The organism is Sphingosinicella terrae, assembly GCF_003347635.1.
GTDB classification, from domain to species: domain Bacteria; phylum Pseudomonadota; class Alphaproteobacteria; order Sphingomonadales; family Sphingomonadaceae; genus Allosphingosinicella; species Allosphingosinicella terrae.
Map to the genome: position 1 here is coordinate 107,645 of NZ_QDFY01000012.1, position 26,706 is coordinate 134,350.

Annotated in this window: 29 protein-coding genes; 14 read left to right on the top strand and 15 right to left on the bottom strand. The window is 68.9% G+C overall.

The annotated features are described in order from the left end of the window. Positions 1–14: 14 nt before the first annotated feature. Genes DDE10_RS19035 through DDE10_RS19045 form a run of 3 tightly spaced genes read right to left on the bottom strand, consistent with a single transcriptional unit; the run spans position 15 to position 1,283 of the window. Positions 15–455 carry an SRPBCC family protein gene (locus tag DDE10_RS19035; protein ID WP_114954380.1) on the bottom strand — a complete coding sequence of 147 codons (441 nt, stop codon included), beginning with the start codon at positions 453–455 and terminating at the stop codon, positions 15–17. Continuing rightward, complete coding sequence (locus tag DDE10_RS19040; RefSeq protein ID WP_114954381.1) at positions 452–943, bottom strand: SRPBCC family protein; 492 nt, start codon at positions 941–943, stop codon at positions 452–454. Before DDE10_RS19040 ends, DDE10_RS19035 begins: the two co-directional genes overlap by 4 nt. Beyond that, positions 933–1,283: an ArsR/SmtB family transcription factor gene (locus DDE10_RS19045; protein WP_114954382.1), complete on the bottom strand. Its 351-nt coding sequence runs from the start codon at positions 1,281–1,283 to the stop codon at positions 933–935. The genes DDE10_RS19040 and DDE10_RS19045 overlap by 11 nt, the downstream gene beginning before the upstream one ends. Positions 1,284–1,481: 198 nt before the next feature. On the opposite strand from DDE10_RS19045, the gene DDE10_RS19050 reads away from it, so the two are divergent. Continuing rightward, positions 1,482–1,964, top strand: coding sequence for a hypothetical protein (locus DDE10_RS19050; RefSeq protein ID WP_114954418.1), 483 nt, complete (start codon positions 1,482–1,484; stop codon positions 1,962–1,964). Positions 1,965–2,064: 100 nt separating this feature from the next. Here DDE10_RS19050 and DDE10_RS19055 read toward each other — a convergent pair whose 3' ends face one another. Then, positions 2,065–3,321, bottom strand: coding sequence for a cytochrome P450 (locus tag DDE10_RS19055; RefSeq protein ID WP_284734772.1), 1,257 nt, complete (start codon positions 3,319–3,321; stop codon positions 2,065–2,067). A 110-nt stretch (positions 3,322–3,431) separates the two neighbouring features. Between DDE10_RS19055 and guaA the strand changes: the two genes are divergently transcribed. The 3 genes from guaA to DDE10_RS19070 all read left to right on the top strand — a co-directional run bounded on the left by guaA (position 3,432) and on the right by DDE10_RS19070 (position 5,637). Beyond that, complete coding sequence (guaA, locus tag DDE10_RS19060) at positions 3,432–4,991, top strand: glutamine-hydrolyzing GMP synthase (protein ID WP_114954384.1); 1,560 nt, start codon at positions 3,432–3,434, stop codon at positions 4,989–4,991. A 49-nt stretch (positions 4,992–5,040) separates the two neighbouring features. Further along, the gene (locus tag DDE10_RS19065) at positions 5,041–5,394 is read left to right on the top strand and encodes an ArsC family reductase (RefSeq protein ID WP_114954385.1); all 354 of its coding nucleotides are present in this window, start codon (positions 5,041–5,043) and stop codon (positions 5,392–5,394) included. 78 nt (positions 5,395–5,472) lie between these two features. After that, positions 5,473–5,637, top strand: a complete 165-nt coding sequence (locus tag DDE10_RS19070) for a Flp family type IVb pilin (protein ID WP_114954386.1) — start codon at positions 5,473–5,475, stop codon at positions 5,635–5,637. 59 nt (positions 5,638–5,696) lie between these two features. Here DDE10_RS19070 and DDE10_RS19075 read toward each other — a convergent pair whose 3' ends face one another. From DDE10_RS19075 to DDE10_RS19100, 6 genes are all read right to left on the bottom strand, one after another. After that, positions 5,697–6,869, bottom strand: coding sequence for a GNAT family N-acetyltransferase (locus DDE10_RS19075; protein ID WP_114954387.1), 1,173 nt, complete (start codon positions 6,867–6,869; stop codon positions 5,697–5,699). A 72-nt stretch (positions 6,870–6,941) separates the two neighbouring features. Then, a complete protein-coding gene (locus DDE10_RS19080) occupies positions 6,942–9,005 on the bottom strand; it encodes a 3-hydroxyacyl-CoA dehydrogenase NAD-binding domain-containing protein (RefSeq protein WP_114954388.1) in 2,064 nt (687 codons plus the stop codon). 15 nt (positions 9,006–9,020) lie between these two features. Beyond that, positions 9,021–9,776, bottom strand: coding sequence for an SDR family NAD(P)-dependent oxidoreductase (locus DDE10_RS19085; protein WP_114954389.1), 756 nt, complete (start codon positions 9,774–9,776; stop codon positions 9,021–9,023). 22 nt (positions 9,777–9,798) lie between these two features. Then, complete coding sequence (locus tag DDE10_RS19090; RefSeq protein ID WP_114954390.1) at positions 9,799–10,575, bottom strand: SDR family NAD(P)-dependent oxidoreductase; 777 nt, start codon at positions 10,573–10,575, stop codon at positions 9,799–9,801. 14 nt (positions 10,576–10,589) lie between these two features. Beyond that, entirely contained in the window at positions 10,590–11,672 is a 1,083-nt protein-coding gene (locus DDE10_RS19095; RefSeq protein ID WP_114954391.1) for a Zn-dependent alcohol dehydrogenase, read from the bottom strand. 36 nt (positions 11,673–11,708) lie between these two features. After that, the gene (locus tag DDE10_RS19100; RefSeq protein WP_114954392.1) at positions 11,709–12,974 is read right to left on the bottom strand and encodes an acyl-CoA dehydrogenase family protein; all 1,266 of its coding nucleotides are present in this window, start codon (positions 12,972–12,974) and stop codon (positions 11,709–11,711) included. A 204-nt stretch (positions 12,975–13,178) separates the two neighbouring features. On the opposite strand from DDE10_RS19100, the gene DDE10_RS19105 reads away from it, so the two are divergent. From DDE10_RS19105 to DDE10_RS19125, 6 genes are all read left to right on the top strand, one after another. Continuing rightward, positions 13,179–13,937, top strand: coding sequence for an oxygen-binding di-iron domain-containing protein (locus DDE10_RS19105; protein WP_114954419.1), 759 nt, complete (start codon positions 13,179–13,181; stop codon positions 13,935–13,937). A gap of 81 nt (positions 13,938–14,018) precedes the next feature. Continuing rightward, on the top strand, positions 14,019–15,176 hold the full coding sequence (locus DDE10_RS19110) for an acyl-CoA dehydrogenase family protein (RefSeq protein WP_114954393.1): 1,158 nt from the start codon (positions 14,019–14,021) through the stop codon (positions 15,174–15,176). Between the two features lie 9 nt (positions 15,177–15,185). Then, complete coding sequence (locus DDE10_RS19115) at positions 15,186–16,301, top strand: acyl-CoA dehydrogenase family protein (RefSeq protein ID WP_114954394.1); 1,116 nt, start codon at positions 15,186–15,188, stop codon at positions 16,299–16,301. A 139-nt stretch (positions 16,302–16,440) separates the two neighbouring features. Further along, positions 16,441–17,583, top strand: coding sequence for an acyl-CoA dehydrogenase family protein (locus DDE10_RS19120; RefSeq protein ID WP_114954395.1), 1,143 nt, complete (start codon positions 16,441–16,443; stop codon positions 17,581–17,583). 57 nt (positions 17,584–17,640) lie between these two features. Next, positions 17,641–17,775 (top strand): hypothetical protein, encoded by a 135-nt coding sequence (locus DDE10_RS23930; RefSeq protein ID WP_284734773.1) that lies wholly within the window; start codon positions 17,641–17,643, stop codon positions 17,773–17,775. Positions 17,776–17,795: 20 nt separating this feature from the next. Next, positions 17,796–19,100, top strand: a complete 1,305-nt coding sequence (locus DDE10_RS19125; RefSeq protein WP_114954396.1) for an amidohydrolase — start codon at positions 17,796–17,798, stop codon at positions 19,098–19,100. Between the two features lie 45 nt (positions 19,101–19,145). Here the strand turns inward: DDE10_RS19125 and DDE10_RS19130 are convergent, their stop codons facing one another. Genes DDE10_RS19130 through DDE10_RS23935 form a run of 5 tightly spaced genes read right to left on the bottom strand, consistent with a single transcriptional unit; the run spans position 19,146 to position 23,797 of the window. After that, complete coding sequence (locus tag DDE10_RS19130; protein WP_114954397.1) at positions 19,146–19,529, bottom strand: PaaI family thioesterase; 384 nt, start codon at positions 19,527–19,529, stop codon at positions 19,146–19,148. Positions 19,530–19,538: 9 nt separating this feature from the next. Then, positions 19,539–20,123, bottom strand: a complete 585-nt coding sequence (locus tag DDE10_RS19135; RefSeq protein ID WP_114954398.1) for a TIGR04282 family arsenosugar biosynthesis glycosyltransferase — start codon at positions 20,121–20,123, stop codon at positions 19,539–19,541. Positions 20,124–20,128: 5 nt separating this feature from the next. After that, positions 20,129–22,264: a dihydrolipoyl dehydrogenase family protein gene (locus DDE10_RS19140; RefSeq protein WP_114954399.1), complete on the bottom strand. Its 2,136-nt coding sequence runs from the start codon at positions 22,262–22,264 to the stop codon at positions 20,129–20,131. 7 nt (positions 22,265–22,271) lie between these two features. Continuing rightward, entirely contained in the window at positions 22,272–22,898 is a 627-nt protein-coding gene (locus tag DDE10_RS19145; RefSeq protein ID WP_114954400.1) for an NrsF family protein, read from the bottom strand. After that, entirely contained in the window at positions 22,895–23,797 is a 903-nt protein-coding gene (locus DDE10_RS23935) for a sigma-70 family RNA polymerase sigma factor (RefSeq protein WP_284734774.1), read from the bottom strand. Before DDE10_RS23935 ends, DDE10_RS19145 begins: the two co-directional genes overlap by 4 nt. Here DDE10_RS23935 and msrB point away from each other — a divergent pair. The 4 genes from msrB (at position 23,714) to DDE10_RS19170 (ending at position 26,597) form a co-directional block, all read left to right on the top strand. Then, entirely contained in the window at positions 23,714–24,157 is a 444-nt protein-coding gene (gene msrB, locus DDE10_RS19155; protein WP_284734775.1) for a peptide-methionine (R)-S-oxide reductase MsrB, read from the top strand. The two genes, DDE10_RS23935 and msrB, sit on opposite strands and share 84 nt — an antisense overlap. A gap of 9 nt (positions 24,158–24,166) precedes the next feature. Continuing rightward, positions 24,167–24,799: a peptide-methionine (S)-S-oxide reductase MsrA gene (msrA, locus tag DDE10_RS19160; RefSeq protein WP_114954402.1), complete on the top strand. Its 633-nt coding sequence runs from the start codon at positions 24,167–24,169 to the stop codon at positions 24,797–24,799. Positions 24,800–25,040: 241 nt separating this feature from the next. Then, positions 25,041–25,937: a radical SAM protein gene (locus tag DDE10_RS19165; protein WP_284734776.1), complete on the top strand. Its 897-nt coding sequence runs from the start codon at positions 25,041–25,043 to the stop codon at positions 25,935–25,937. Beyond that, the gene (locus DDE10_RS19170; RefSeq protein ID WP_114954404.1) at positions 25,938–26,597 is read left to right on the top strand and encodes a TIGR04283 family arsenosugar biosynthesis glycosyltransferase; all 660 of its coding nucleotides are present in this window, start codon (positions 25,938–25,940) and stop codon (positions 26,595–26,597) included. The last annotated feature ends 109 nt before the right edge of the window (positions 26,598–26,706 follow it).

The window sequence follows — 26,706 nt, forward strand, 5'->3', positions numbered from 1 at the left end:
CCTTCAAGGAACGATCAGCTCCCCAAACTCCTCTCCAGGGCCTCGAGGATGCTGGCCCACCCCTGGCGGGTGCGCGCTTCATAGTCCGCCCACTGCGCGTCCATCTCGTGGACGAGCCGAATCCGCGATCCGTCGCCGTCAGCCTCGATCGTCACCGTAACCAGCGACGGCGCCTCCTCCCGATCGGCGGCGAAGGTGAAGACGAGCCTGCGCGGCCGGTCGATCTCGAGATACTCGCCGAAATGCTCCGCGAGCTCGCCGTCGCGACGCTCCGCGATAAGGAATCGTCCGCCCACCCGCGGATCGACTTCGACCCGCTCCATTCGTCCGTCAGGGGTGGCGAACAGCCAGCGACCGAGCGCCTGCGGATCGAGCCAGGCATCGAACACCCGATCCGGCGGCGCTGCGATCCGCCGCTCCACCTCGACGCTTATCGTCCGGTTGGCCTCGCTCACACCGTCTCTCCCAGCGCCCGGGCGACCTCGCCCAATTGACCGGTGACCGTGCCCCAGCCCTCCTCGAAGCCGAGCTCGGCATGGCGGTCGCGGTCGGCGCGGCTGCCGTGCATGGCCACCGCCCGGTACAAGGTGCGCCCGCCGCCCGCATCTTCCATGGTGACGATGGCGGTGAACGGCAGGCCGCCGCAATTGTCCGGCTGGCTCGGCCGGAAACCGGGCCCGAGCGCGCTCGTCCAGACGATCCGCTCGCCCGGCACGATCTCGAGGAAGCAGCCTGTGCCCGGCTCGTCGAAATCGTCCGGCCCCTTCATCCGAGTATGGAATCGGCCCCCGGGCCGCAGGTCCATCTCGCATTCGACTGTCTCGTACGGCCGCGGCGCCCACCAGCGCTTAAGATGCTCGGGATCGGTCCACGCCTTCCAGACGAGGTCGCGGGGGGCGTCGAGCGTTCGCTCGATCACCAGGTCTTGATGGTCATTCGCCATTGTCCGTCTCCTTAGCTTTCATGTCTTCGAGATAGGCTTCGAGCCGGTCGATCCGGCCTTCCCACAATGCCCGCTGCTCGGCGATCCAGTCCTCCGCGGATCGAAGCGCCTCCGGCTCGATCCGGCAGGTCCGCACCCGCCCCTTTTTCTCCGACCGGACGAGGCCGCTCGCCTCCAGCATCCGCAGGTGCTGGAGTACGGCCGGCAGGCTGATCGGCAGTGGTCCGGCCAGCTCGCTGACCGAGGCCGGCCCGCGGCTGAGCTGTGCCACCATTCGTCGCCGCGTCGGATCCGCGAGCGCCTGATAGGCCAGATCGAGCAACGCCGAATCGTTAAGCATGCACTTAACTATTCAAGGCTGAAGGCATTCGCAAGAGAAAGTTCGGCACCTGCTTAACTATCTCTTTTGTTCATCTTGTCTCCTCCGAACCTGAACGTCGTCCTACCATCGGGTTCAGTCCGAAGTCAGGGCAATTCGCCTAGAATGCTCCTCAAGATTCGGAAATCCCTGGATCTTTTCGAGGGACAGGAGAGACTCATGAAGGCATTCTCGAAAATTCTGACCGGGGGCGTCGCCGCGGCGGCGCTCGCCGTCACCGCCGCTTCGCCGGCCCAGGCGCAAAGCTGGGATCGCTATCGCGACCGCGACCGCGGCATCGATGCGGGCGACATCATCACCGGCGTCGCCGTCGTCGGCGGCATCGCCGCGCTCATCGCGGCGCTCGACAACGGCAATGACCGCTACCGCTACGATCGCGGCTACGGCTATGGCAACGGCTATGACCGCTACGGCTATGGCAGCCCGCAGGCGGCGGTGAACGCCTGCGGCCGGCAGGCTCAGCGCTACGGGCGCAACATCCGCATCACCGATCTCGACCGCACCGACGGCTATTATCGGGTGCGCGGCCGGATCGACACGGTCGATTATGATTATGGCCGCTGGAACCGTGGCTACGACGTCGATCGCGAAAGGTTCACCTGCTACGCGCGCGGCAATCGCGTGTACGACTTCCGGGTCTGACGTCTCCCCTTCGTCGACCGGACCGGGGGCGCGGGCTGTGGCTCGCGCCCCTTCGAATGCCCAGTCAGATTCGATTATTTTATTCGGCCGGACCGGCGGCTCAGGCTGGGCTTCGGACCAGCTTCGCCGGCAGCTTGCGATAGCCGTGGACGAAGCAGGCATTGACTCGCTCCGGCTCGCCGGTCTGGACTGGCATCAGGCCGCGGTCGAGCAGCACGTCGAACAGGGTGGCGAGCTGAAGCTCGGCCAGGCGGGCGCCGACGCAACGATGGATGCCGAAGCCGAAGGCGAGGTGGCGGCGGGCATTGGCCCGGTCGGCGATGTAGCGGTCGCCCTCGGGAAAGACCTCCTCGTCGCGATTGCCCGACATGTACCACAAGACGACCTTGTCGCCCTTGGCGATCGCCTTGCCGCCGAGCTCATGATCCTCGAGCGCGGTGCGGCGCATATGGGCGAGCGGGGTCTGCCAGCGGATCAGCTCCTGGACGCCATTTTCCACCAGGCTGCGGTCGGCGGCGATCTTCGCATATTCCTCCGGCCACAAGCGGTTGACGATCGGCAGAGCGCTCATCGAGTTGCGGGTCGTATCGTTGCCGCCGACGATGAGCAGGATCAGATTGCCCAGATATTCCTGCGGCGTCATCGACTTGGTGGCCTCGCTGTGGATCATGCGCGAGATCAGGTCGGGCCGCGGCTCATGCGCCTGTCTCTCCTGCCACAGCCGGGTGAAATAGGCGGCGCATTCCCACAATATCTTCATCCGCTTCGGCCCCAGCTCGGGGTCGCGCGCGGACTCGATGTCGCCGGCCCAGTCGGACCAGTAAGTGAGCAGCCGCCGGTCCTCCCACGGAAAGTCGAACAGGATGGCGAGCATCTGGGTGGTGAGCTCGATCGACACCCGATCGACCCAGTCGAACTCCTCGCCGACCGGCAGGGTGTCGACGAGCGCCTCGGTGCGCGCGCGCAGCGACGGACCCAGGCGTCCCATCTCGGATGGAGTGAAGGCGGGCGCGACGGTCCGGCGCTGGCCGGTATGTTCAGGCCGGTCCATGGCGATGAACATCGGCAGCAGGTCGTCGCCCCATAAAGGCTCGCCCTCGCCCAGGATGGTGATCCCGCCGAGCGTGTAGGAGGAGGAGAAGATGTGGGCGAGCGCCTCGGCCTGCATGATGTCGGCATGGCGGGTGACGGACCAATAGGGGCCGAACTCGCTCGCCGGGCAGAAATGGACGGGCTCCTCGGCGCGCAGCCGCGCGAGCAAGGCAGCGAACCGGTCCTCCCGCCACAGCTCGGCGCGGCTGACGTCGATCTCCTCGAGCGGGCAAGGCGTGGGGGACGGAGACACCAAGCTAGCCATTCGGATTGCTCCCGCGGCCTACTGACTCGGGTGAAGATATCCCGTTCGGTGGCGCTTTGAAACCCGAGCCTCGGCTTTACAGCCGGCAAGACGCTCTTTATCGGCCGGCCATGACGATCCAGCCAGTCGAATCCGTCCTTATCGTCGACTTCGGAAGCCAGGTGACCCAGCTGATCGCGCGGCGGGTACGCGAGGCCGGAGTCTATAGCGAGATCGTTCCCTTCAGCCGCGCCGCCGAGGCGCTGGAGCGGATGCGACCGGCCGGGATCATCCTCTCGGGCGGACCGTCGTCGGTCACCTTCGAGGACAGCCCGCGCGCCGACCATGCCCTGTTCGAGGCCGGCGTGCCGGTCCTGGGTATATGCTACGGTCAGCAGCTCATGGCCGAGCAGCTCGGCGGCAAGGTCGTCTCCGGCGACCATGCCGAGTTCGGCCGCGCCTTCATCGAGATCAAGGAGAGCTGCCGGCTGTTCGACGGCCTCTGGGCGCCGGGCGAGCGCCACCAGGTCTGGATGAGCCACGGCGACAAGGTCGAGCGCATACCGGAAGGCTTCCGAATCGTCGCCCAGTCCGAGGGCGCGCCCTTCGCCGCCACCGCCGACGAGGAACGCCGCTTCTACGGCGTCCAGTTCCACCCCGAGGTCGTGCACACGCCCGACGGCGCCAGGCTGATCGCGAACTTCGTCAGGCACGTCTGCGGCCTCGCCGGCGAATGGACGATGGCCGAGTTTCGCGCCACCAAGATCGACGAGATCCGCGCCCAGGTCGGCGACGGCCGCGTCATTTGCGGCCTGTCCGGCGGCGTCGACTCAGCCGTGGCCGCGGTGCTGATCCACGAGGCGATCGGCGAGCAGCTGACCTGCGTCTTCGTCGACCACGGCCTGATGCGGCAGGGCGAGGCGGAGCAGGTCGTCAGCCTGTTCAGGAACAGCTACAATATCCCGCTCGTCCACGTCGATGCCGAGGCCCTGTTCCTCGACGGGCTGCACGGGGTCACCGACCCCGAAGCCAAGCGCAAGTTCATCGGCAAGACCTTCATCGACATCTTCGAGGAGGAGGCGCGCAAGATCGGCGGCGCCGATTTCCTCGCCCAGGGAACGCTCTATCCGGACGTGATCGAGAGCGTCAGCTTCACCGGCGGCCCTTCGGTGACGATCAAGAGCCACCACAATGTCGGCGGCCTGCCGGAGCGGATGAACATGGCTCTGGTCGAGCCGCTCCGCGAGCTGTTCAAGGACGAGGTGCGCGCGCTCGGGCGCGAGCTCGGCCTCCCCCAGGCCTTTGTCGGCCGCCATCCCTTTCCGGGGCCCGGCCTTGCTATCCGCATACCGGGCGAGGTCACCCGCGAGAAATGCGCGATCCTGCGCAAGGCCGACGCCATCTATCTCGAGGAGATCCGCAATGCCGGTCTCTACGACGCCATCTGGCAGGCCTTTGCCGTGCTGCTGCCGGTCCGGACCGTCGGCGTCATGGGCGATGCCCGGACCTACGATTCGGTCTGCGCGCTTCGCGCCGTCACCTCGACCGACGGCATGACCGCCGATGCCTATGCCTTCGATCCCGCTTTCCTCGGCCGGGTCGCCACCCGGATCGTCAACGAGGTCAAGGGGATCAACCGCGTCGTCTACGACTTCACCTCGAAGCCGCCCGGCACGATCGAATGGGAGTGAAACGGGCAGGCCGGCTCGACGGGCGCGGCCGGGCCGCTAGGGTGCCGGCATGACGCGCGCGACTCTCTATGGCATCCGCAACTGCGACACGGTGAAGAAGGCCCGCGCCTGGCTCGACGGCCATGGCGTCGCTTATGATTTCCATGACTATAAGAGCGCCGGCATCGACGAGGGCCGGCTGCGCGCCTGGGCCACGGAATTCGGGTGGGAGAGGGTGCTCAACCGGTCGGGCACGACCTTCCGCAAGCTGCCCGAGGAGCGTCGGACGGATCTCGACGAGGACAAGGCCGTCGCGCTCATGCTCGACCAGCCCTCGATGATCCGCCGGCCGGTGCTCGATCTCGGCGACCGCCGGCTCGTCGGCTTCGACGCGGCCGCTTATGCCGAGGCGGTCGCCCGCTGATCCGGGTGGCCCGTCCCGGCCGTTAAGTGCCCGGTAAGGCAGCCGCCACCAAGTTGGGTCCTCGAGGGGGAGTTCGGCATGGCGAAGCTCATTGACCTGGTGCGGGCCGAATGCGGCGCCACCGCGATCGAATATGGGCTGATCCTCGCCTTGCTTGCCCTTGCCATGCTGGCTGCGCTCGACAGCCTCGGCTTCACGCTTGCAGGCGTGTTCGACGCCGTTTCGGCGGCGATGCGCGGCTAGAGCGATTTCCAGTCCGGCGGTATCGCCCGGCGTCTCGCAGATCGCGGTGGGTCGAGTCTCTATTCGGCCAGCGAGGCAGCGGCCGCCGCCGTAGCCAGGCCGGCGATGAGGAGTTGCTCGCGGCGGGAGAGAAGCCGCCGCGCATCCGGGTCGATCTCGCCTCCGCCGCCGCACCAGCGCCCGCGCAGCACCGCCGCCAGCGGCCGGCTGCGGACGAAGAGGAGATCGACGATCTCGGAGCCCGGGACCGCGCCGAACTCGCGCTTGTAGCCGCTGTCGCCGGATCCCCAGTCGATCCGTTCGATCCCACGCGCCTCGCTCTCCTCGATGTGCCGCCAGGTGACGAGCCGGCCGGGACTCCACCGTGCGAAGCGGGAATCGTAGCTGCCGGCGATGCCATATTGCAGGGGTCCGACATTGAGGTCGAACGAGAAGGCCACGGGCTCGTCCCCGACATGAAGAATGGCGGCGGACAGCATCTCGGCCAATTCCGGATCGGCGAGGACGGCTTCCCAATAACCCCTCTGCGCGCGGCTCAGGAACTTGGCGCCGCTGCCGTCGGTCCTTTGTCCGATCCAGCTTGCGGCCTCGATCGCCGCCAGCGCGTCGAGCGCGCGATCGTCCCAATCCTCTCCGCGGACGAAGCGAAGGCGAAGACGCCCCTGCTCCATCAGCTGCCGCTCCAGCCGCGCCATCTTGCGCGCTGCCGAACGGGTCGGCCATCCGCCGGACGCGCGCAGCTTCGGTATGTCCATGACGAAGGTGGTTCCGAGCGGTCGCGCCAGCCGGGTCCAGCCTTCGGCGCAGGCGGCGGCGGCGAGCCGGCGCACCCCCTCGTCCTCGGCATAGACGGGTCCGATCCGCCAGGCCTGCCCGAGCGCGGAGCGGCTCTGCGGATCGCCGATCAGGGTCCGCAGCTCTCCCTCCTCGGCATGGGCGGCGATTACCGGGGAACGGAACGGCCAATAGCTGCCGGGAACCATGTTCATGCCGAGCATCGGCGGGCCCATGGCGACCAGCGGCAAGGCGGCGAAAGGGGAGCCGTCGGGCCGGTGCCCGACGATGGTTCTGGCCCGCACGCCCCCGCCGGCCTGGTACCAGCTCCGGCGCAGGAAATGGTGCGTTCCGCCGGCCATGCGCGCCGTCTCGTCGATGACGCGGCCATGGCCTTCGGTCACGGCGATCCTCGGATCGCCGCCGGCCTGGTCCTCTCGTCGCACAGCCGCCCTCATGCCGGCACCTCCTCCCCCGGAAGGCACTAGCAGTCAAAGGTGATCAGACGGTAAGCGCGCGCCGCAGGGCGATCAGCGGGTGAACTTCTCTCCCGCCTCGGCCTTGCGGACGAGAAACTCCGACAGGCTGAAATCGCTGCCGAGCCGGTCCTGCTGCCGTTTCAGGCCCTCGAGGATCTTGGCGAGGCCTTCGGTATCGGCCCAGAACATCGGGCCGCCGCGATAGACCGGCCAGCCATAGCCATAGACCCAGACGACGTCGATGTCGGAGGCGCGCTGGGCCATCCCTTCCTCGAGGATCTTCGCCCCTTCGTTGACCATCGTGTAGAGCGTGCGCTCGACGATCTCCTGGTCGCTGATCTCGCGCTTCTCCACGCCTTCCCTGGCGCGGAATTCCTCGATCACCTCGGTCACCACCGGCGAGGGGGAGGGGCGGCGCTTCTCGTCATAATCGTAGAAGCCGGCGCCCTTCTTCTGCCCCCAGCGGCCGAGCGCGCAGAGCTTGTCGCGGATATTCTCGATCCGCTCGGGATCGCGGTGCCAGCCGATATCGACTCCGGCGAGGTCGGCCATCTGGAACGGGCCCATCGGCATGCCGAACTCGACATGGACACGGTCGATCTGCTCCGGAGTCGCGCCTTCGAGCAGCAGCCGGTTCGCCTCGATCTGGCGCGGCATCAGCATCCGGTTGCCGATGAAGCCGTGGCAGACGCCGGCGACCACCGCCACCTTCCGGATCCGTTTGGCGAGCTGCATCGCGGTGACGAGCGCGTCCGGCGCCGTCTTCGCGCCGCGCACCACCTCGAGCAGCTTCATGACATTGGCCGGCGAGAAGAAATGCAGGCCGACCACGTCCTGCGGCCGCGAGGTCGAGGCGGCGATCTCGTCGATGTTGAGATAGGAGGTGTTCGAGGCGAGGATGGCGCCCGGCTTGGCGATCCGGTCGAGCTTGCCGAACACCTCCTTCTTGACGTCCATATTCTCGAACACCGCCTCGATGATGAGGTCGCAATCGGCCAGCGCCTCGAGGTCGAGGGTCCGGGTCAGCAGGCCCATCGCCGCTTCAACCTGGTCGGCGGTCATGCGTCCCTTGGCGGCGGTCGCCTCGTAATTCTTGCGCATGATCCCGGTGCCGCGGTCGAGCGCCTCCTGCGCCGTCTCGACGATCGTCACCGGCACCCCGGCCGACAGGAAATTCATCGAGATGCCGCCGCCCATCGTCCCGGCGCCGATGATCCCGACCTTGCGGATGTCGCGCGGCCGCGTGTCCTCCGGCAGCCCCTCGATCTTGGCGGCCTTGCGCTCGGCGAAGAAGAAATATTGCTGCGCCCGCGCCTGGGTGCCGCTCATCAGCTCCATGAACAGCCGGCGTTCGTCCTGGACGCCCTCGGCATAGGGTTTCGCGACCGCCGCCTCGATCGCGCGCACATTATATTCGGGCGCGTCGAAGCCGCGGAACTTGCGGGCATTCGCCTTCCGGAATTCGTCGAAGATCGCCGGATTGGCGCGCGCCTCGCCGATTTTGTCGTCGCGCTCGCTCGACTTCGGGATCGGCCGGACGTCCCGCACCTCCTCGGCGAAGGCGACGGCATGCTGCTCGAGATCGCCTTCGATCAGCCTGTCGACGAGGCCGATGTCCCGCGCCTCCTTGGCGCCGATCGGATTTCCCGTCGCCGCCATTTCAAGCGCTTTTGCGACGCCCGCGACCCGCGGCAGCCGCTGCGTGCCGCCGGCGCCGGGCAGCAGGCCGAGCTTCACCTCGGGCACGCCCAGTTTCGCGCTCGGCACCGCGACGCGGTAGTGGCTCGCCAGCGCCACCTCCAGGCCGCCGCCGAAGGCGGTGCCGTGGATCGCCGCCACCACCGGCTTGGTGCAATTCTCGATGATGTCGACGACGTTGGGCAGCATCGGCGCCTGGAAGGATTTCGGTGTGCCGAACTCGCTGATGTCCGCGCCGGCGAAGAAGGTCTGCCCCTGGCAGATGATCACCACCGCCCTCACCTTGTCGTCGGAATCCGCCTGCTCGATCGCCTTCACCAGTCCTTCACGAACGGCATGGCCGAGCGCGTTGACCGGCGGATTGTTCGAGGTGACGATCAGCACGTCGCCGTGCAGCTTGGTGGAAATGGGGCTCATTCTTCTCTCCGGTGGTCAAAAGGCCGTGCGGCCATATTCCTGGCGATAAAAAGGGTGCGAGGCCGACAGCCCGCCGTCGACGGCGAGGGCGTGGCCATTGACGTAGCTCGCCTCGTCCGAGGCGAGGAACAGCGCCGCGCGGGCGATCTCGTCGGGCTGGCCGCCGCGCTTGAGCGGGTTGAGATGACCGATCATCGCCTCCTTGCCCGCCGCGCGCGCCTGATCGTAGATCGGTCGGGTCATGCCGGTCTCGATCAGCCCGGGGCAGATCGCGTTGACCCGGATATCGGCGCCGCACAATTGGGTCGCTGCCACCTCGACGAGACGGATGACGCCCGCCTTGGACGCGGAATAGGCCGCTCCGCCCGCTCCGGCGCGAATGCCAGCGACCGAGGCCGTGCAGATGATCGATCCGCCGCCGCGCGCCTTCAGCGCCGGTGCCGCATGCTTGATGGCGAGGAACGGCCCGACCAGGTTGACGCGCAAAATCTCCTGCCAGTCCTCGACGCTCTGTTCGAAGATCGAGGCGGTGCCGCCGGAGATGCCGGCATTGGCGAAGAAGATGTCGAGACCGCCGTGATCGGCGACGGCGCGGTCGATGAGCCCCCGCACGTCCGCCTCGTTTCCGGCATCCGCCGCGATCACGCCGTCGTCCTCGGCGACGTCGGCGGCGAGGACGGCGGCGCCTTCGGCCCGGAACAGGGCGGCGGTCGCCCTGCCGATGCCCGATGCGGCACCGGTGACGATGGCGACCTTGCCGGCAAGTCTCATGGGTACCCTCCCGTAAGAGCCCTCACAGCCCCACCCCGATCGTGCTGCCGCCGTCGACGACGATCGCCTGCCCGGTCACGTAGGTGGAGGCGGGGGAGGCGAGGAAGACGGCGGCGCCGGCAATCTCGTCCGGCTCGCCGATCCGCCGCATCGGCGTGAGGCTGGTGACGGTCTCCAGGGTCTTCGGATTCTCCCACAAGGCGCGGGCGAAATCGGTGCGGATCAGGCCCGGCGCGATGCAGTTCACGCGCACCTGGTGCGGCCCGAATTCGGCGGCGAGGTTGCGGGCGAGCTGGAAGTCGGCGGCCTTGGAGATGTTGTAGGCGCCGATCACCGGTGACGCCTTGAGGCCGCCGATCGAGCTGACGATGATGATCGAGCCGTCCCGGCGTTCGATCATTTCAGGCGCCACCATCTGGATCAGCCAATGGTTGGACAGGATGTTGTTGTCGAGGATCTTGCGGAACTGCTCGTCGCTGATCCCGCCCATCGGCCCGTAATAGGGATTGGAGGCGGCATTGCAGACGAGGATGTCGATCCGGCCCCATGCGGCGCGGGTCTCGTCCGCGAGGTGCTGCAGCTCTTCCTTGGACGAGATGTTCGCCGGAACGACGATCGCGCGCTCGTCGCCGTGACGGGCGTTGATGGCGTCCGCCGCTTCCCGGCACGCCTCGGCCTTGCGGCTCGAGATCACCACCCGGGCCCCCTGGTCCGCCATCGCGTCGGCGATCGCACGACCTATGCCGCGCGACGATCCGGTGACGATGGCGACCTTCCCGGTCAGGTCGAACAGGCCCATTCCTTCTCCTCTCGTCATTCGAAGATGACCACCGACCGCGCCGCCTCCCCGGTCCGCAGCTTCCCCACCGCTCCGTTGATCTCGCTGAGCGGGATCCGTTCGGCGATCAGGCTGTCGAGGTCGAGCCGCCCGGCCAGGTAGAAATCGACCAGCCGCGGTATGTCGACCGGGAAGCGGTTCGATCCCATCAGGCAGCCCTGCAGCTTCTTCTCGGCGAGCAGGTCGAGCGCCCGCATCGGCAGTTTCTCGTGCATCGGCATCATGCCGACGATCGTCGCCGTGCCGCCGCGTCGCAGCAGCGACAGCGCCAGCTCGCCGGCGGCGATCCGTCCGACCGCTTCGATCGCGTGGTGGACGCCGCCTTTGGTCAGCTCGACCACCTGCTCGCGCAGCCGGTCCGCCGAGGGGTCGAAGCTGTCGGTGGCGCCCATCGTCTCGGCCAAGGCGCGCTTGGCCGGCACCGGGTCGACGGCGATGATCCGCGCGGCCCCGGCAATGCGGGCGGCGTTGACCGCGGCGAGGCCGATGCCGCCGCAGCCGATGACGGCGACATGCTCGCCCGCCTTGACTCCGGCGGTGTTGAGGACCGAGCCGGCGCCGGTGACGACGGCGCAGCCCATCAGGGCGGCGCGATCGAACGGCATGTCCGGGTCGATGGCGACCGCGCCATTCTCGTGGACCAGCAGCTGCTCGGCATAGCCTGCGACGTTGAGGAGCTGGTGCACCGGCCGGTCGCCCAGCGCGATCCGCGGCTGCTCGTTCGGCTTGCGCTTGGTCGAGGCGTCGACGCAGAGGGAAAGGCGGCCCGTCGCGCAATATTCGCAGCGCCCGCAGAAGGTCGAGAAGCAGGTGACGACATGGTCGCCGGGCTTGAGCGCCGTGACGTCGTCGCCGACCGCCTCGACCACGCCCGCCGCCTCGTGGCCGGGCACCAGCGGCAGCGGCGCGGGATAGAGGCCGTCGATGAAGTGGAGGTCGGAATGGCAGACGCCGCAGGCGCGCGTGGCGATCAGCACCTCGCGGGGCCCGGGCTTCGACACCGCGATGTCCTCGATGACGAGGTCCGTCAGCGCCTGGTGCAGGACGGCGGCTTTCACTTGGATCTTCCTCCCCTCATCGGTCCCGTTTCGTCGTCACCCGAGCGGGTGCTTCGCATATTCCATCCTGGCGATCGCCCGCGCATGGACCTCGTCGGGTCCGTCGGCGAGACGCAGCGTCCGGATTCCGGCATAGGCCTTGGCGAGCTCGAAATCCTGGCTCACGCCGGCGCCGCCATGGGCCTGGATGGCGTCGTCGATGACGCGCAGCGCCATGTTGGGCGCATGGACCTTGATCATCGCGATCTCGGCCTGCGCCGCCTTGTTGCCGGCCTTGTCCATCATGTCGGCCGCCTTGAGGCACAGGAGGCGTGAGCATTCGATGTCGATCCGGGCCGCGGCGATCCTCTGCTCCCAGACGCTGTGGGCGGAGAGCGGCTTGCCGAAGGCGATGCGGCTCTGCAGCCGGATCACCATCGCCTTCAGCGCCTCCTCGGCTGCGCCGATGATGCGCATGCAATGGTGGATCCGGCCCGGGCCGAGCCGGCCCTGCGCGATCTCGAAGCCGCGGCCCTCGCCGAGCAGCATGTTGTCGGCGGGAATGCGGACATTGTCGAGCACCACCTCCATGTGGCCGTGCGGCGCGTCGTCATAGCCGAACACGGTCAGCGCCCGCTCGACGCGCACGCCCGGGGCGTCCAGCGGCACCAGCACCATCGACTGCTGCTGGTGCTTGGGATTGTCGGGGTTGGTCTTGCCCATGACGATCGCGACCTTGCAGCGCGGATCGCCGGCACCCGACGACCACCATTTGCGGCCGTTGATCACATAGGAGTCGTCGCCTGCCCCGGACCTCGATCCGGGCTCCCTGCGTATCTCGCACTGGATGTTGGTCGCGTCGGAGGAGGCGACCGCCGGCTCCGTCATCAGGAAGGCGGAGCGTATCTCTCCGTTCATCAGCGGACGGAGCCATTCCTCCTTCTGCTCGCGGGTGCCGTAGCGGTGGAAGACCTCCATGTTGCCGGTGTCGGGCGCGGAGCAGTTGAACACTTCCGAGGCCCAGCCGATCCGGCCCATCTCCTCGGCGCACAGCGCATATTCGAGATTGGTGAGCTGCGTGCCTTCGAACTGGAAGCTGTCGTCGACATGGGCCAGCGCCCAGCCCGGCGGCATGAACAAATTCCACAGCCCCTCCGCCTTCGCCTGCGGCTTGAGCTCCTCGATCACCTCGATCGGCTGCCAGCGATCGCCGGCGGCGAGCTGCGCTTTGTAGTCGGCATTGCGGGGGCGAATCCGAGTCTCGATGAAGTCGCGGACGCGGTCGCGGTAGTAAGCTTCGCGTTCCGTAAGGGAAAAATCCATGCGCTCGACCCCGTCTGCTTTACGTTCGCGTAAACTCCGAGTCGTGGGCTAGAGCAGAGCGGCATTTGGGTCCAGTCCGGGCGGGACGTTCGGCGCCGACCCGGGGCCGTGCGGCGGCGGCCGCGTCGCGCTTGACGAGCGGCGCGGAGAGGAGGACCATTCGCTTCGTGAAGCGGCGTTCCCCACGAAGTGGAGGGCTTGTTCATGACTGCACGCATCGACGAGATAGAAGACCGCGTCTTCCGGCTTTCCGTCCATGTACCCGACATCGGGCCGCCGCTCGGTTTCACCTTCAACAGCTTCCTCGTCGACGACGATGAGCCTCTGCTCTTCCACGCCGGCCAGCGGGCGATGTTCCCGGATTTCTCGGCGGCGGTCCGGTCGATCATGCCGATCGAGCGGCTCCGCTGGATCGGGTTCGGCCATGTCGAGGCGGACGAATGCGGGGCGATGAACCTCTGGCTCGCGGCTGCGCCCCAGGCGCAGGTCGTTCATGGCGAGACCGCCTGCGCCATCTCGCTGAACGACCTGGCCGACCGGCCGCCGCGGGCGGTGGCGGATGGCGAGGCCATCACCAGCGGGCGCCGGCGCATCCGCTTCATCGCCACGCCCCACGTTCCGCACGGCTGGGAATCGGGCGTCGTCTTCGAGGAGACGGCCGCGATCCTGTTCTGCGGCGATCTGTTCACCCAGCTCGGGACCGATCCGACGACGGAGGGCGATCTCGTCGCCGCGGCCGCGGAGGCGGAGGACTTGTTCCATGCTACCAGCCTGGGCCCCGCCACGGCGCCGACCATCCGCCAGCTCGCCGATCTCGAGCCGCGCCTCCTGGCGCTGATGCACGGTCCCTCCTTCCGCGGCGACGGCGGCGCGGCGCTTCGCCGCCTTGCCGACCATTATGCCGGCCGGCTCGCGGCGGCGCAGGAAGCGGCGCCCGATCTGGTCGCCCGCATCCCGATCTAGCGTCCCGGGCGAGTCTCCGACCCGTTGACTTGCGCTTCCCGGCGCGGCACTTGACGTTTACGTAAACGGAGAGGAGCCTGCATGAGCGAGAGCTTTCGCCAGGAGACGCGCGCGTGGCTCGAGGCCAATTGCCCACCCGAAATGCGTCAGCCGGTGCGCGACGAGACCGACTATTGCTGGGGCGGCCGCAACGCCGTCTTCAAGAACGAGGCGCAGCGTCAATGGCTCGATCGGATGGCCGGGCGGGGCTGGACCGTGCCCGACTGGCCGTCCGAAGATGGCGGCGGCGGGCTCTCGCCCGAGGAGACCAAGATCCTCAAGCAGGAGCTGGCACGGATCGGCGCCCGCAACCCGCTCTACAGTTTCGGCATCTCGATGCTCGGCCCGGCTTTGCTCAAATATGGCAATGAGGCGCAGAAGAAGCGCTTCCTGCCCGAGATCGCCCGCGGCGAGATACGCTGGTGCCAGGGCTATTCCGAGCCCAATGCCGGCTCCGATCTCGCGTCGCTCCAGACGAAGTGCGAGGACAAGGGCGATCACTGGCTGGTCAACGGCCAGAAGGTGTGGACCAGCTATGCCGACAAGGCGGACTGGATCTTCTGCCTCGTGCGCACCGATCCCGCCGCGCCCAAGCATCGGGGGATCAGCTTTCTCCTGTTCGACATGGCGAGCCCCGGCGTGTCCACCAAGCCGATCCTGCTCATCTCCGGCTATTCGCCATTCTGCGAGACCTTCTTCGACGACGTGAAGGTGCCGAAGGACCAGCTCGTCGGCGAGGTCGACAAGGGCTGGGACGTCGCCAAATATCTGCTCGGCCACGAGCGCGAGATGATCAGCGGCATGGGCCTGGGCGGCCAGTCCGGCGCGCTCGGCGAGGCGCTGCGCGAGGCCGTGACGGCCGACCCGGCCCTTCGCGCCGATGTCGCCCGCTTCGATGTCGACGCGATGGCGTTCCGGGCGATGTCCGAGCGGTTCATCGATGAGCTCAAGGCCGGGCGCGCGCATCCGGCCCAGCCTTCGATGATGAAATATGCCGGCACCGAGCTGAACAAGCGCCGGCACGAGCTGGTCATGGCCGCCGGCGGCTCGGACGCGCTCGAATGGGAGAGCGAGCGCTCGCGCAAGGGCAAGTCGGCGCGCGAATGGCTTCGCACCAAGGCCAACTCGATCGAGGGCGGCACCAGCGAGATCCAGCTCGGCATCATCGCCAAGCGGATCCTCGATCTGCCGGGCGCCTAAGGAGAAGACATGCCCCTCTATCTAACCGACGACCAGGCGATGCTCCAGGACACGGCCCGCGGCTTCATGGCCGGGGAGGGGGCGATCGCCAAGGAGCTCCGCCACTGGCGCGACAAGGCCTGCAAGGACGGCTTCGGCCACGCTTTGTGGAAGCAGTTCGCCGAAATGGGCTTCACTGGCATCCTTATCGACGAGGCGCAGGGCGGCCTCGGTCTCGGCCATGTCGAGGCGGGGATCGTGCTCGAGGAGATCGGCCGCAATCTCACCCCTTCGCCGTTCCTGATCACCGCAATCGCCTTCGTCGAGGCGGTGCGCGGCACGCCCCATGCCGATCGCTGGTATCCCGGAATTCTCTCGGGTGACGCCGTCGCGGCGGTGGCGGTCGACGAGGGCGCCAAGCATCGGCCCGAGGCGATCGCGTTGCGGGCGGAGCGTTCCGGCAACGGCTTCCGCCTCTCCGGCAGGAAGCAGTTCGTCGTCCAGGGCGCCTCGGCCGATGTCATCCTGGTCGCGGCGCAGGCCGACGAAGGGCTGACCCTGTTCGCCGTCGAGAAGGGGGCAGCCGGGCTCGACGTGGAGGGCGTGCGCCTCGCCGACAGCAGCATCGGCGCGCGTCTCACCTTCGACGGCGTCGAGGTCGATGCCGACGCGGTGGTAGGCGAGGTCGGCGCCGGCGACGGCGCGCTCTCCCGTCTTCTCGACGCCGGCCGGACTGGCGCGGCGGCCGAGCTGGTTGGCGTCGGCTCGGCGGCGATGGACATGACCGTGGGCTATCTGAAGCAGCGCAAGCAGTTCGGCCGGCTGATCGGCGAGTTCCAGGCGCTGCAGCACCGTGCCGCCCATCTCTATTCCGAGATCGAGATCGCCCGCGCCGCTACCCTGAAGGCGCAGCAATTGCTCGACGAGGGTAGCCCGGACGTCGAGGCGATGGTCGCGGTCGCCAAGGCCAAGGCCGGTCGCGCCTCGCAGCTCGCCGTGCAGGAGGGGGTGCAGATGCATGGCGGAATCGGCATGACCGACGAATATGATATCGGCCTCTACATGAAGCGCGACCGGGTGCTGAACGAGCTGTTCGGCGATCCCGGCTTCCAGGCTGACCGCCTCGCGCGGATGAAGGGATATTGATCGCCCATCCTCTCCCCTTCAGGGGAGAGGGAAGAGCCGCGCAGCGGCGAAGGGAGAGGGGGAGTCCCTCAATATACACAATGGTCGGGGCGTCCCCCTCTCCCCGACCCTCTCCCCTGAACGGGAGAGGGAGTAGCGCATGCCCCTCGATCCCGAGACTTTCGACGCGCTGATCGACACCGTCCGCCGGCTCGTCTCGGAGCGGCTGCGCCCGCTCGAGGCGCAAGTCGCGGAGGAGGACGAGGTGCCGGAGGCGATCGTCGCCGAGATGCGGGAGATGGGCCTGTTCGGCCTCTCCATCCCGGAGGACTATGGCGGCCTCGGCCTCACCATGTCCGAGGAGGTGCGGGTCGCGCTAGAATTCGGCCGGACGACGCCCGTCTTCCGCTCGGTCTTCGGCACCAATGTCGGTATCGGCAGCCAGGGCCTGGTCATGGCCGGGAGCGAGGCGCAGAAGCGGCAATGGCTGCCCCGCATCGCCAGCGGCGAGATCGTCACCAGTTTCGCTTTGACCGAGCCGGGCGCCGGCTCCGACAGCGCTTCAGTCCAGACCCGCGCGGTCAGGGATGGAGGGATTTACCGCCTCAGCGGCACCAAGCGCTTCATCACCAATGCCGACAAGGCGTCGCTCTTCACCGTCATGGCCCGGACCGGCGAGGCGGGGGCGCGGGGCGTCTCCGCCTTCCTGGTCCCCGCCAACCTCCCCGGCGTCACCGTCGGCAAGCCCGAGCGGAAGATGGGCCAGCAGGGCGCCCATGTCTGCGACGTCAATTTCGACGAGGCGCCGGTGCCGGCGGAGAACCGGTTGGGCGAGGAGGGGGAGGGCTTCCGCATCGCGATGCGGGTGCTCGACCGCGGCCGGCTGCACATCTCCGCCGTCTGCGTCGGCATCGCCGAGCGGCTGGTCGCCGACGCCGTCGCTTATGCGACCGATCGCCGCCAGTTCGGCCAGCCGCTGGCCGATTTCCAGCTCGTCCAGGCGATGATCGCCGATTCCAAGACCGAGGCGATGGCCGCCCGCGCCCTCGTGCTGGAGACGGCCGCGCTCAAGGATAGCGGCAAGCCGATCACGCTGGAGGCGGCGGCCGCCAAATATTTCGCCAGCGAGATGGTCGGTCGCGTCGCCGACCGGGCCGTCCAGATCTTCGGCGGCGCCGGCTACATCGCCGATTACGGCATCGAGCGGCTTTATCGTGACGTGCGCCTGTTCCGCATCTACGAAGGCACCAGCCAGATCCAGCAGCTCGTCATCGCGCGCGAGACGATCCGCAACGGCGGTTGATCGAATCGTCCGGAGCGTCGCCTTTGCCGGGTTTCGAGCCGATGGAGAGCAGCCGGAATGGTATTCGATCTCATCGGCGAGTTTCTGGCGCAGCTCATTCCTGCACGAGCGCAGGGCTGGCTCCTTGCTTTGTCGGCGCTGCTTGCGCTCGCCCTGATCCTGTGGTGGCTATTGGAGCCGGCAGCCAGCTAGCCGGCCCAAAAGGGGGTTTGATGAAAAGGTTGATCATTTTGGCGGCGATGGCCGCGTGCTCGGCGCCGGCCTTCGCTCAGCAGGCGCCGCTCCGCGACGCGGTGGCGCGCGACTATCGCGAAAATCTCGGCGCGCTGTTCGACCATTTCCACCGCAATCCCGAGCTCTCCGGCCTGGAGACGCAGACGGCGGCGCGGATGGCGCAGGAGCTGCGCGCCTTGGGTTATGAGGTGACGACCGGCGTCGGCGGCACCGGCGTCGTCGCCCTGCTCCGCAACGGCGAGGGACCGACCGTGCTGCTTCGCGCCGACATGGACGGGCTGCCGCTCGAGGAGCGCTCCGGCGTGTCCAATCCGTCGCGTGCCCGCCAGACCGACCGGACCGGCACCGAGCAGCCGGTCATGCATGCCTGCGGCCATGACGTCCACATCACCGCTCTAGTCGGGACCGCGCGCCAGCTGGCCGCCCGCCGTGCCAATTGGTCCGGCACGCTCGTCCTCATCGCCCAGCCCGCCGAGGAGACGATCTCCGGCGCGCGCGCGATGATCGAGGACGGCCTCTACACCCGCTTTCCCAAGCCCGATTACGCGCTCGCCTTCCATGTCGCCGCGGATGTCCCCGCCGGCCGGATCGAGGTGCCGCCGACCCTGGTCGCCTCCAGCGCGGACTCGGTCTCGATCGAGGTGCGCGGCGTCGGCACCCATGGCGCCTATCCGCATCTCGGCGTCGATCCGGTGCTCGTCGCCTCGCAGATCGTCGTGTCGCTCCAGTCGATGGTCGGCCGCGACATCAACCCGCTCGAAGGCGCCGTCATCAGCGTCGGCATGATCCATGGCGGCGTGAAGAGCAACATCATCCCGGAGCGGGTCGAGCTGCAGATGACGGTGCGCGCCAACACGCCCGAGATCCGCACGCGCCTGCTCGACGGCATCGATCGGGTCGCGCGCGGCACCGCGCTCGCGCTCGGGGTACCGGAGGATCGGCTGCCGGTCGTCACCCGTTCGCCGACCGAGACGACGCCGCCGACGATCAACGATCCCGAGACCGCCGCCGTCGTCCGCGACGCCATCGCCGGCGCGATGGGTGCGGACCGGCTCATCGAGACTCCGCCCTCGGGCATGGGGGCGGAGGATTTCGCCTATTTCGTGACGCCAGAGAGCGGCGTCAAAGGCGTCTATTTCAGCGTCGGCGGAACGCCGCCGGAGCGGCTCGCCAACGCTCCAGGCCACCACTCGCCCTTGTTCCGCATCGAGCCCGAGCCGTCGGTGACGGCCGGCGTCGAGGCGATGGTCGTCGGTGCGGAGGCTCTGCTCGCGCGGCGTTAGAGCCGGATCCTGCCAGGAAAGACTCTGATCAGGTCCCGAACCGCTTCAGCGCTTCAGCAGGACGTTCATCTGGGCCGACGCGATCGGCTTGGTGCGGTCCTGTTGCCAGGCATGGGCTTCGACATTGGCGACCCGTTTGCCGAGCCGGGTGATCGTCGCCGCGGCGAAGGTGTCGTGGTCGACGCCGCCGCGCATGAAGCTGACGGTGACGTTGATCGGCTTGACGACGATCCCGTCCTCTGCGCCGATCGCCTCGAAGATCGCGCCCATCGCGGCGAACTCGAGCAGGCCGGAAATGGCGCCGCCATGGAGAAAGCCGGGCCGCCCGAGCACGACGTCGCCGAACGGCATCACGAACAGGGTCTCGCCGGTCTCGCTCGAATGGCGGCTGATGCCGAGGAAACGGGCGTAAGGCGGCAGCTCTCGCATGCGCCGGGATTAGGGGAGGTCGGCGGGCACGTCTATGTCGTGCAGGGTCTCGCCGACTTGCACGGACCAGCCGAGCGCGGCGGCGCGTGCCAGTGTCGTCTCTGCCACCATGGGGCCGCTCCACGCGATGCCGGCGAAGAGCGACGGGTGGAAGCGCGACAGGCCGAGCAGGACATAGCCGCCGTCGCGGGCCGGATGGATGACGCAATCGCGACCGCGCAGCGACGCTGCCGCGGCGCCCAGCCTTTCGCGGGTGAGCTCGGGGCAGTCGGTTCCGACCAGCAGAACCCGTTCGCCCGCCTCGGTCGCACGGCGGGCGGCGCGGGCGAGCCGCTCGCCGAGATCGCCCACGCCTTGGCCGGACAGCGCCACGTCGGTCGGCAGGTGACCCTGCCAGTCCGGATGATCGGGCGCCGGATCGATGCACAGCTCGACGGCGTCGACCGCGGCGCCCCGCGCCTGCGCCAGCGTGTCGGCCAGCATGCGCGCGGCGAGCGCTGCCGCGCCGGCCGCGCTGAGCTTCGGAATGAGCCGGGTCTTGGCCTTTCCCGCCACCGGGGCCTTGGCGAATATGACGAGCCTGACGGGCCTCACCGGCCTCACCGCCGCCGCCAGCGATGGAAGAGCTCGACCCAGCCGAGCAGCCGCTCCGGCTGATGGGCGCGCCGCCAGTCGCCGGCCGCCGCCTTTATCGCCTCCGCCATGGTCGGATAGGCATGCACCGTGCCGAGCAGCTTGTTGAGGCCGATATTGTGCTTCATCGCCAGCGCGATCTCGGCGATGAGCTCGCCGGCATTCTCGCCGACGATCGCGGCGCCGAGAATGCGGCCGCGCCGGCCGACGAGGAGCTTGACGAAGCCCACGCGGGCATCCTCGGTCACGGCGCGGTCGAGCCGGTCGAGCGGATGCCGGATCGTCTCGAAGGCGAGTCCGGCGGCGCGCGCGCTCTGTTCGCTATGACCGACCTGGGCCGCTTCCGGATCGGTGAAGGTCACGTGCGGCAGGACCCGATAGTCGACCCGGAACTTCCTGATCCCGCCGAACAAGGCGTTGACCGCCGCATGCCAGGCCTGGTGCGACGCCGCGTGGGTGAACTGGTAGGGCCCGGCAACATCCCCAACCGCATAGATGTTGGGGAAGGGCGTCCGCAGCCACGGATCGAGCTCGAGCGGCGCCTCGGTGTCGATGCCGAGCGTCTCCAGGCCATAGCCCTTCAAGCGGGGACGGCGGCCGACCGCCACCAGCAGAGCGTCGAACCTCAGGCTTCGCTCGCCCATCTCGTCGCGGACGACGAGCGCGCCCGGGTCGCAACGGACCGCCCGCCAGCCGGTGAGCAGGGTGACGCCGTCCGCGCGCAGGGCGGTCGCGACGACGTCGGCGACGTCCTCATCTTCCCGCGGCAGGATGCGCCGTCCCGCCTGGACCAGGGTCACCGCCGATCCGAGACGGGCGAAGGCCTGCGCCATCTCGACTCCGATCGGCCCGCCGCCGAGGATAACCAGCCGCTCCGGCGCATCGGACCGCGCCGCCATCGCCTCCCAGATCGTGTCGCTGGTCAGGTAGCCGGCTTGCTCCAGCCCCGGTATCGGCGGGATGGCGGGCTCGCCGCCGGCGGCGATGACGATCGCGCGGGTGGTGAGCCGCTCGCCATCGACCTCGACCGTCCAGGGATCGACGATCCGGGCGTGGCCGATCCTGACGTCGACGCCCAGCTTGCTATAGCGCTCGACGCTGTCGGCGGGCGCGATCGTTTCGATCGCCGCCTGGATCCGGCGCATCACCGCCGGGAAATCGATCCGGGGCGGCTCGGCGACGATGCCGTATCGCGCCGCCTCGCGGACCTGGTGCGCGGCGCGGGCGCTTCGGATGAGCGCCTTCGACGGCACGCACCCGGTGTTGAGGCAGTCCCCGCCCATCCGATGCGCCTCGATCAGCGTCACCTTGGCCCGCACCGCGGCGGCGATATAGGCGGTGACGAGACCCCCGGAGCCGGCGCCGATGACGACGAGATTGCGATCGAAGCGGCGCGGGCGGCGCCAGCCGCGATAGACCCGGCGGCGACGGAGCACGTCCGCCGCCGCCTTGCCGATCAGCGGGAACAGGCTGAGCAGCAGCAGCGATCCGAGCAATTGAGGCGAGGCGATGTCGCCGAGCGAGCGTATCCGGGCGATCTCGGTCCCCGCGATCACATAAACCATCGTTCCCGGGAGCATGCCGATCTGGCTGACCAGCGCGAACTTGAGCGCGGGCATGCGGGTCAGCCCCATGGCCAGATTGACGAGGAAGAAGGGGAAAACCGGATTGAGCCGTACCGACAGGAGGTAGAAGATGCCGTCGCGAGCGATGCCGCGCTCGATCGCCTCCAGCCGCGCGCCGAACCGGCGCTCGACCGGGCCGCGCAGCAGATAGCGCGAGGACAGGAAGGCGAGGGTCGCGCCGGTGGTCGAGGCGAAGGAGGCGAGGGCCAGGCCGGCCCAGAAGCCGAACACGGCTCCCGCCGCCAGGGTCATCACCGCGGCGCCCGGCAGCGACAGGGCCGTCACGGCGACGTAGAGCAGGAAGAACAGGCCGGCGGCGGCGAGCGGATTGGCCTCGACGAGGCCGGCCAGCGACGTCTGCCGCGCCTTGAGCGAATCGAGGTCGATCTCCTCGCCCAGGCCGAGCAGGAAGAAGGCGGCGATCGCCGTGCCGATCAGCAAGGCGAGCAGGAGGCGGCCGGCGGCGGAGCGTGTCATGAGCGCCTCATGCGGGACGGAGCGCCACGCGGTGCAGCAAGGCAGCGGCGCCGGCCAGTCCCAGCATCGCCAGCCAGTGGAAGCCGAGATCGACGATTCCGGGGGGGAAGGGGTGGAAGAAGGTCAGCAGAAAGGCGGCGCCGGCCGAAGCGGCCAGGGCGCCGAGCAGGGCGACCGGTATGGGATCGATCGGACGGGCGCGGGACAGAAGCCAGAATAGAGGCACCCCGATCAGGGTTCCGCCGGCGAGCAGGAGATAGAAGCATTGCGGATGCCCGCTCCACGCCCAGCCCGACGGTCCCTCGGTCAGCTCCGCCAGGCAGCCGGCGCCGCTAATGGCGAGCCACAGCAGGAGCGCGGCGAGTGGTGCGGCCAGCCACCGCCGCGACGCGCCGGGAACCGACAGCGAGAAGGCGGCGAGGAGGGCGAGGATGAAGGTCGCCAGCGCGGCCGCGGCCTCCGGAAGGCGGGCGGCATCGATCCCGCCGCCCAGCCCGGTGATCGCAAGAGCGCTGACCAGCGCGAAACCGGCCAGCGGGCCGAAGGCTCGACGGGCCGGCGACGGAAGCGGCCGCACCGGCGCCGCCTCGCGTGCGAGCTGCGCCACGACGGTTTCGGTCGAGCGCCCCCTCACTGCCCGCTTTCTTCGACGAAAAGGCGGCGGAGCCGCTTGATCCCGCGATGGACGTTGACCTTGAGGAGGGCGATCGACTGGCCCGACGCGGCCGACGCCTCCACCAGCGACATCTCCTTCAGCTTGACCAGCTCGATCGCCTCCCTCTGGCCCGGTGTCAGCTCGGTCATCATCCGCCCGACCATGTCATGCGCCTCCACCGTCACGTCAGGTTTCGCCCCGGCGTCGGCGAAAGTTTCAGCTGCGGTCTCGTCGGCGATCTCGACCCGGCGGGTGCGGGTCCGGCGGCGGAGCGCGTCGACCGCGCGGCGATCGACGATGGCGGCCAGCCAGGGACGGACCGGCAGCTCCGGGCGGTAGGTGTGACGGACGCGGTGCAGGGTGAGCAGGGCGTCCTGGACCGCATCCTCGACCGCCTCGGGCGTATCGAGGCGCCGCCGCGCGATCGCCCGCGCGAACGGCAGGATGGCAGCGAGAAACTGGGCATATGCGGCCCGATCGCCCTGCTGCGCCGCCGCGAGCAGGCCTTCCCAATCGTCCGTGCGCCTGTCGCCTCGCTCGCCCAGTTCCGCCTCCGCGCCCCAGAGCGACCCCGGATTCGCTCCCTCCCCCTTGCGGGGAGGGCCGGGGCGGGGTGCCGGTCTTCGGCCGGCACGCGACGACGTCGCGCATCCCCTGTCTGGCTCTCCCCCACGAGGCGGGAGAGGATTATGCTGTAACCTGAAAGCCGAGCCGACCGAAGCAGGAACGGAGGCCTTATGGAACGACCGATATTCACACGCCGCGCCTGGCTCGGCGGCGCCGGCGCGACGGCGGTGGCCGCCGCGCTCGTCCTCGCCGGCGGCCGCGGTTCGCCTGCCGCCGCCCAGCGCTTCGAGATCGCGCTGACGCCGGAACAATGGCGTCGCCGGCTCACGCCGGAGCAATATCGGGTGCTGCGCGAACGCGGTACCGAGCGCGCGGGCACCAGTCCCCTCGACCGCGAGCATCGCCGCGGCAGCTTCGCCTGCGCCGGCTGCGGCCTTCCCGTCTTCCGCTCGCAGGACAAGTTCGACAGCGGCACCGGCTGGCCGAGCTTCACCCGCCCCATCGCCGGCACGGTCGGGACGAGCCCGGACCGCAGCCTGGTCATCCTCCGGACCGAGGCGCATTGCCGCCGCTGCGGCGGCCATCTCGGCCATGTCTTCGACGACGGCCCGCCGCCGACCGGGCAGCGCTGGTGCATCAACGGCGTCTCGCTCCGTTTCGTGCCGGTCTGAGCGGGATCGATGCGCCGTCTCTGGCTCTTCCTGCTTCTCCTCGTGGCCGGCGCGGCCGCCGCGGCGATGGTCGCCCGCGGCGGGAATGGCGGTCCGGCTCCGTCCGTGCCTTCCCCGCGCGGCGCGGCCAGCGCCGTCTTTGCCGGCGGCTGCTTCTGGTCGGTCGAGAAGGCGTTCGAGGAGATGCCCGGCGTGGTCTCGGCGACGTCCGGCTTCAGCGGCGGTCGAGGCGCAAACCCGAGCTACGACCAGGTCGTCGGCGGCGGCACCGGCCACCTCGAGGCCGTGCGCGTGGTCTACGATCCCGCCCGCATCGGTTACGCCGCCTTGGTCGCGCGTTTCCTTCGCACCATCGATCCGACCGACCCCGCCGGCCAGTTCTGCGACCGCGGCGACCAGTATCGCACCGCGATCTTCACCGGCAGCTCGGCCGAGCGCCGGGCGGCGGAGGCGGCGCTCGCCGAGGCGGGGCGCCAGCTCGGGGCGCGCATCACCACCCAGGTGAGGGCGGCGTCGGCTTTCTATCCGGCCGAGGCCTATCATCAGGACTTCGCACGGCGAAACAGCGTCCGCTACGCGCTCTACGCCCGCGGCTGCGGCCGCGAGGCCCGGCTGCGGCAAGTGTGGGGACGCAGGGGGTGACGACCCAATTTTCTCCCCTCCCTGCACGTAGGGAGGGGCCGGGGGTGGGTACGTTTCCGGAGATTTTGCGGCTGGTGACGACCCACCCGCCCCTGACCCTTCCCGGCATTCAGGGAGGGGGAATCTGCTTGGCGTCTCCGAGCGTTCATGATCTACATGTCCCGCTCGTGGACTATCGATAGCGACCATGGCCTCGCCCGCCTCGCCTGTTTCCCCGTTCGCCGTTCGTGACGCCGCGCCGATGGATTCGCGCAAGTTCGTCGATCCGGAGCGGACCGCGAAAGGGGAGAAACGCGCCCGCGTCGCGATGGACCGGCTCGACACTTTGTGGATCAACACCGGCACCCTGTGCAATCTCGCCTGCGCGAGCTGCTACATCGAAAGCTCGCCGACCAACGACGCCTTGATCTATCTGAGCCTTGCCGAAGCCGAGGCCTATTTCGACGAGGCGGCCCGGCTCGGCACGCGCACGATCGGCTTCACCGGCGGCGAGCCCTTCATGAATCGCGACATGATCGGGATGATGGAGGCGGCGCTCGGCCGCGGCTTCGAACTGCTCGTGCTCACCAATGCGATGCGGCCGATGCGGCGGTTCGAGACGGCGCTCGCTCGGATCGGCGCCGAGCATGGCCGCCGGATCGTCATGCGCGTCAGCCTCGACCATCATGAAGGGCCGCTCCACGATTCCGAGCGCGGCGAGGGCAGCTGGGAGAAGGCGCTGGACGGCCTCGCCTGGCTCGCCGGCGCCGGCTTCCGGGTGGCGGTGGCGGGGCGGCGCCTCGCCGGCGATGCCGAGGCGGAAGCGGGCTATGATCGGCTGCTCGGCGGCCTCGGCATCGCCGCCGATCATGTCGTCCTGTTTCCGACCATGGATCCCGACGCGGACGTGCCCGAGATCAGCGAGGGCTGCTGGGACATCCTCCACGTCTCGCCGTCGGCGATGATGTGCGCCACGAGCCGGATGGTGGTGAAGCCGAAGGGGGCGGAACGGCCCCATGTCGTCGCCTGCACCTTGCTCCCCTACGACTCGCGCTTCGCCATGGGCGAGAGTCTCGCCGGCGCGCTCGGTCCGGTCGCGCTCAACCATCCCCATTGCGCCCGCTTCTGTGCCCTCGGCGGCGCCAGCTGCTCCGGATAGATGCTGTCGGTCGTCGTCCCGACCCTCGATGCGGAACGGGACCTCGGTCCCTGCCTCGAGAGGATGGCGGATGCCGACGAGATCATCGTCGTTGACGGCGGCTCGCGAGACCGAAGCGCGGCGGTCGCGGAAGCCGCCGGGGCTCGGCTGGTCGTCGCGCCGCGCGGCCGCGGCCACCAGCTCGCAGCCGGAGCCGAGGCGGCGCGCGGCGACTGGCTGCTCTTCCTCCACGCCGACACGCTGCCGGATCCGGCTTGGCGCGACGCTGTCGAGGCGCACCGCGCTGAGGCGCCCGGCAAGGCCGCCTGCTTTCGTCTGCGCATCGCCGACCCCGCTTGGCAGGCGAGGGTGGTCGAGCGCGCGGTGGCGATGCGCGTCCGCTGGCTTGGCCTGCCTTATGGCGACCAGGGGCTGCTCATTCCGCGCTCGCTCTACGACCGGCTCGGCGGCTTCCGGCCGCTGCCGCTGATGGAGGATGTCGATCTCGTACGGCGGATCGGCCGCAGACGCATCGCGCTGCTCGGCGCCGAGGCGTGGACCAGCGCCGCCCGCTGGCGCCGCGACGGCTGGGCGCGGCGCTCGGCGCGCAACCTCTTCTGCCTGGGCCTGTACGCGGCCGGAATGCCGCCCGAGCGGATCGCGCGCATCTATAGCGCATGACCTTCCCTCTCCCCCTCGCGGGAGAGGGGCAGCGGCGAAGCCGCGGGGTGAGGGAATGGCGGGAGAGGCATACGCTGGCGGGACACCCGGGTCGGGGACGCCGCTCCCT

Excerpts from the sequence above, each read along its gene's own strand:
- DDE10_RS19045 (WP_114954382.1), bottom strand. The coding sequence starts at position 1,283 with ATGCTTAACGATTCGGCGTTGCTCGATCTGGCCTATCAGGCGCTCGCG.
- DDE10_RS19165 (WP_284734776.1), top strand. The coding sequence starts at position 25,041 with ATGGATTCGCGCAAGTTCGTCGATCCGGAGCGGACCGCGAAAGGGGAG.
- DDE10_RS19085 (WP_114954389.1), bottom strand. The coding sequence starts at position 9,776 with ATGAGACTTGCCGGCAAGGTCGCCATCGTCACCGGTGCCGCATCGGGC.
- DDE10_RS19055 (WP_284734772.1), bottom strand. The coding sequence starts at position 3,321 with ATGGCTAGCTTGGTGTCTCCGTCCCCCACGCCTTGCCCGCTCGAGGAG.
- DDE10_RS23930 (WP_284734773.1), top strand. The coding sequence starts at position 17,641 with ATGGTATTCGATCTCATCGGCGAGTTTCTGGCGCAGCTCATTCCTGCA.
- DDE10_RS19110 (WP_114954393.1), top strand. The coding sequence starts at position 14,019 with ATGAGCGAGAGCTTTCGCCAGGAGACGCGCGCGTGGCTCGAGGCCAAT.
- DDE10_RS19050 (WP_114954418.1), top strand. The coding sequence starts at position 1,482 with ATGAAGGCATTCTCGAAAATTCTGACCGGGGGCGTCGCCGCGGCGGCG.
- guaA (WP_114954384.1), top strand. The coding sequence starts at position 3,432 with ATGACGATCCAGCCAGTCGAATCCGTCCTTATCGTCGACTTCGGAAGC.
- DDE10_RS19120 (WP_114954395.1), top strand. The coding sequence starts at position 16,441 with ATGCCCCTCGATCCCGAGACTTTCGACGCGCTGATCGACACCGTCCGC.
- DDE10_RS19105 (WP_114954419.1), top strand. The coding sequence starts at position 13,179 with ATGACTGCACGCATCGACGAGATAGAAGACCGCGTCTTCCGGCTTTCC.
- DDE10_RS19070 (WP_114954386.1), top strand. The coding sequence starts at position 5,473 with ATGGCGAAGCTCATTGACCTGGTGCGGGCCGAATGCGGCGCCACCGCG.
- DDE10_RS19090 (WP_114954390.1), bottom strand. The coding sequence starts at position 10,575 with ATGGGCCTGTTCGACCTGACCGGGAAGGTCGCCATCGTCACCGGATCG.
- DDE10_RS19140 (WP_114954399.1), bottom strand. The coding sequence starts at position 22,264 with ATGACACGCTCCGCCGCCGGCCGCCTCCTGCTCGCCTTGCTGATCGGC.
- DDE10_RS19065 (WP_114954385.1), top strand. The coding sequence starts at position 5,041 with ATGACGCGCGCGACTCTCTATGGCATCCGCAACTGCGACACGGTGAAG.
- DDE10_RS19170 (WP_114954404.1), top strand. The coding sequence starts at position 25,938 with ATGCTGTCGGTCGTCGTCCCGACCCTCGATGCGGAACGGGACCTCGGT.
- DDE10_RS19075 (WP_114954387.1), bottom strand. The coding sequence starts at position 6,869 with ATGAGGGCGGCTGTGCGACGAGAGGACCAGGCCGGCGGCGATCCGAGG.
- DDE10_RS19125 (WP_114954396.1), top strand. The coding sequence starts at position 17,796 with ATGAAAAGGTTGATCATTTTGGCGGCGATGGCCGCGTGCTCGGCGCCG.
- DDE10_RS19100 (WP_114954392.1), bottom strand. The coding sequence starts at position 12,974 with ATGGATTTTTCCCTTACGGAACGCGAAGCTTACTACCGCGACCGCGTC.
- DDE10_RS19115 (WP_114954394.1), top strand. The coding sequence starts at position 15,186 with ATGCCCCTCTATCTAACCGACGACCAGGCGATGCTCCAGGACACGGCC.
- msrA (WP_114954402.1), top strand. The coding sequence starts at position 24,167 with ATGCGCCGTCTCTGGCTCTTCCTGCTTCTCCTCGTGGCCGGCGCGGCC.
- DDE10_RS19130 (WP_114954397.1), bottom strand. The coding sequence starts at position 19,529 with ATGCGAGAGCTGCCGCCTTACGCCCGTTTCCTCGGCATCAGCCGCCAT.
- DDE10_RS19080 (WP_114954388.1), bottom strand. The coding sequence starts at position 9,005 with ATGAGCCCCATTTCCACCAAGCTGCACGGCGACGTGCTGATCGTCACC.
- DDE10_RS19040 (WP_114954381.1), bottom strand. The coding sequence starts at position 943 with ATGGCGAATGACCATCAAGACCTGGTGATCGAGCGAACGCTCGACGCC.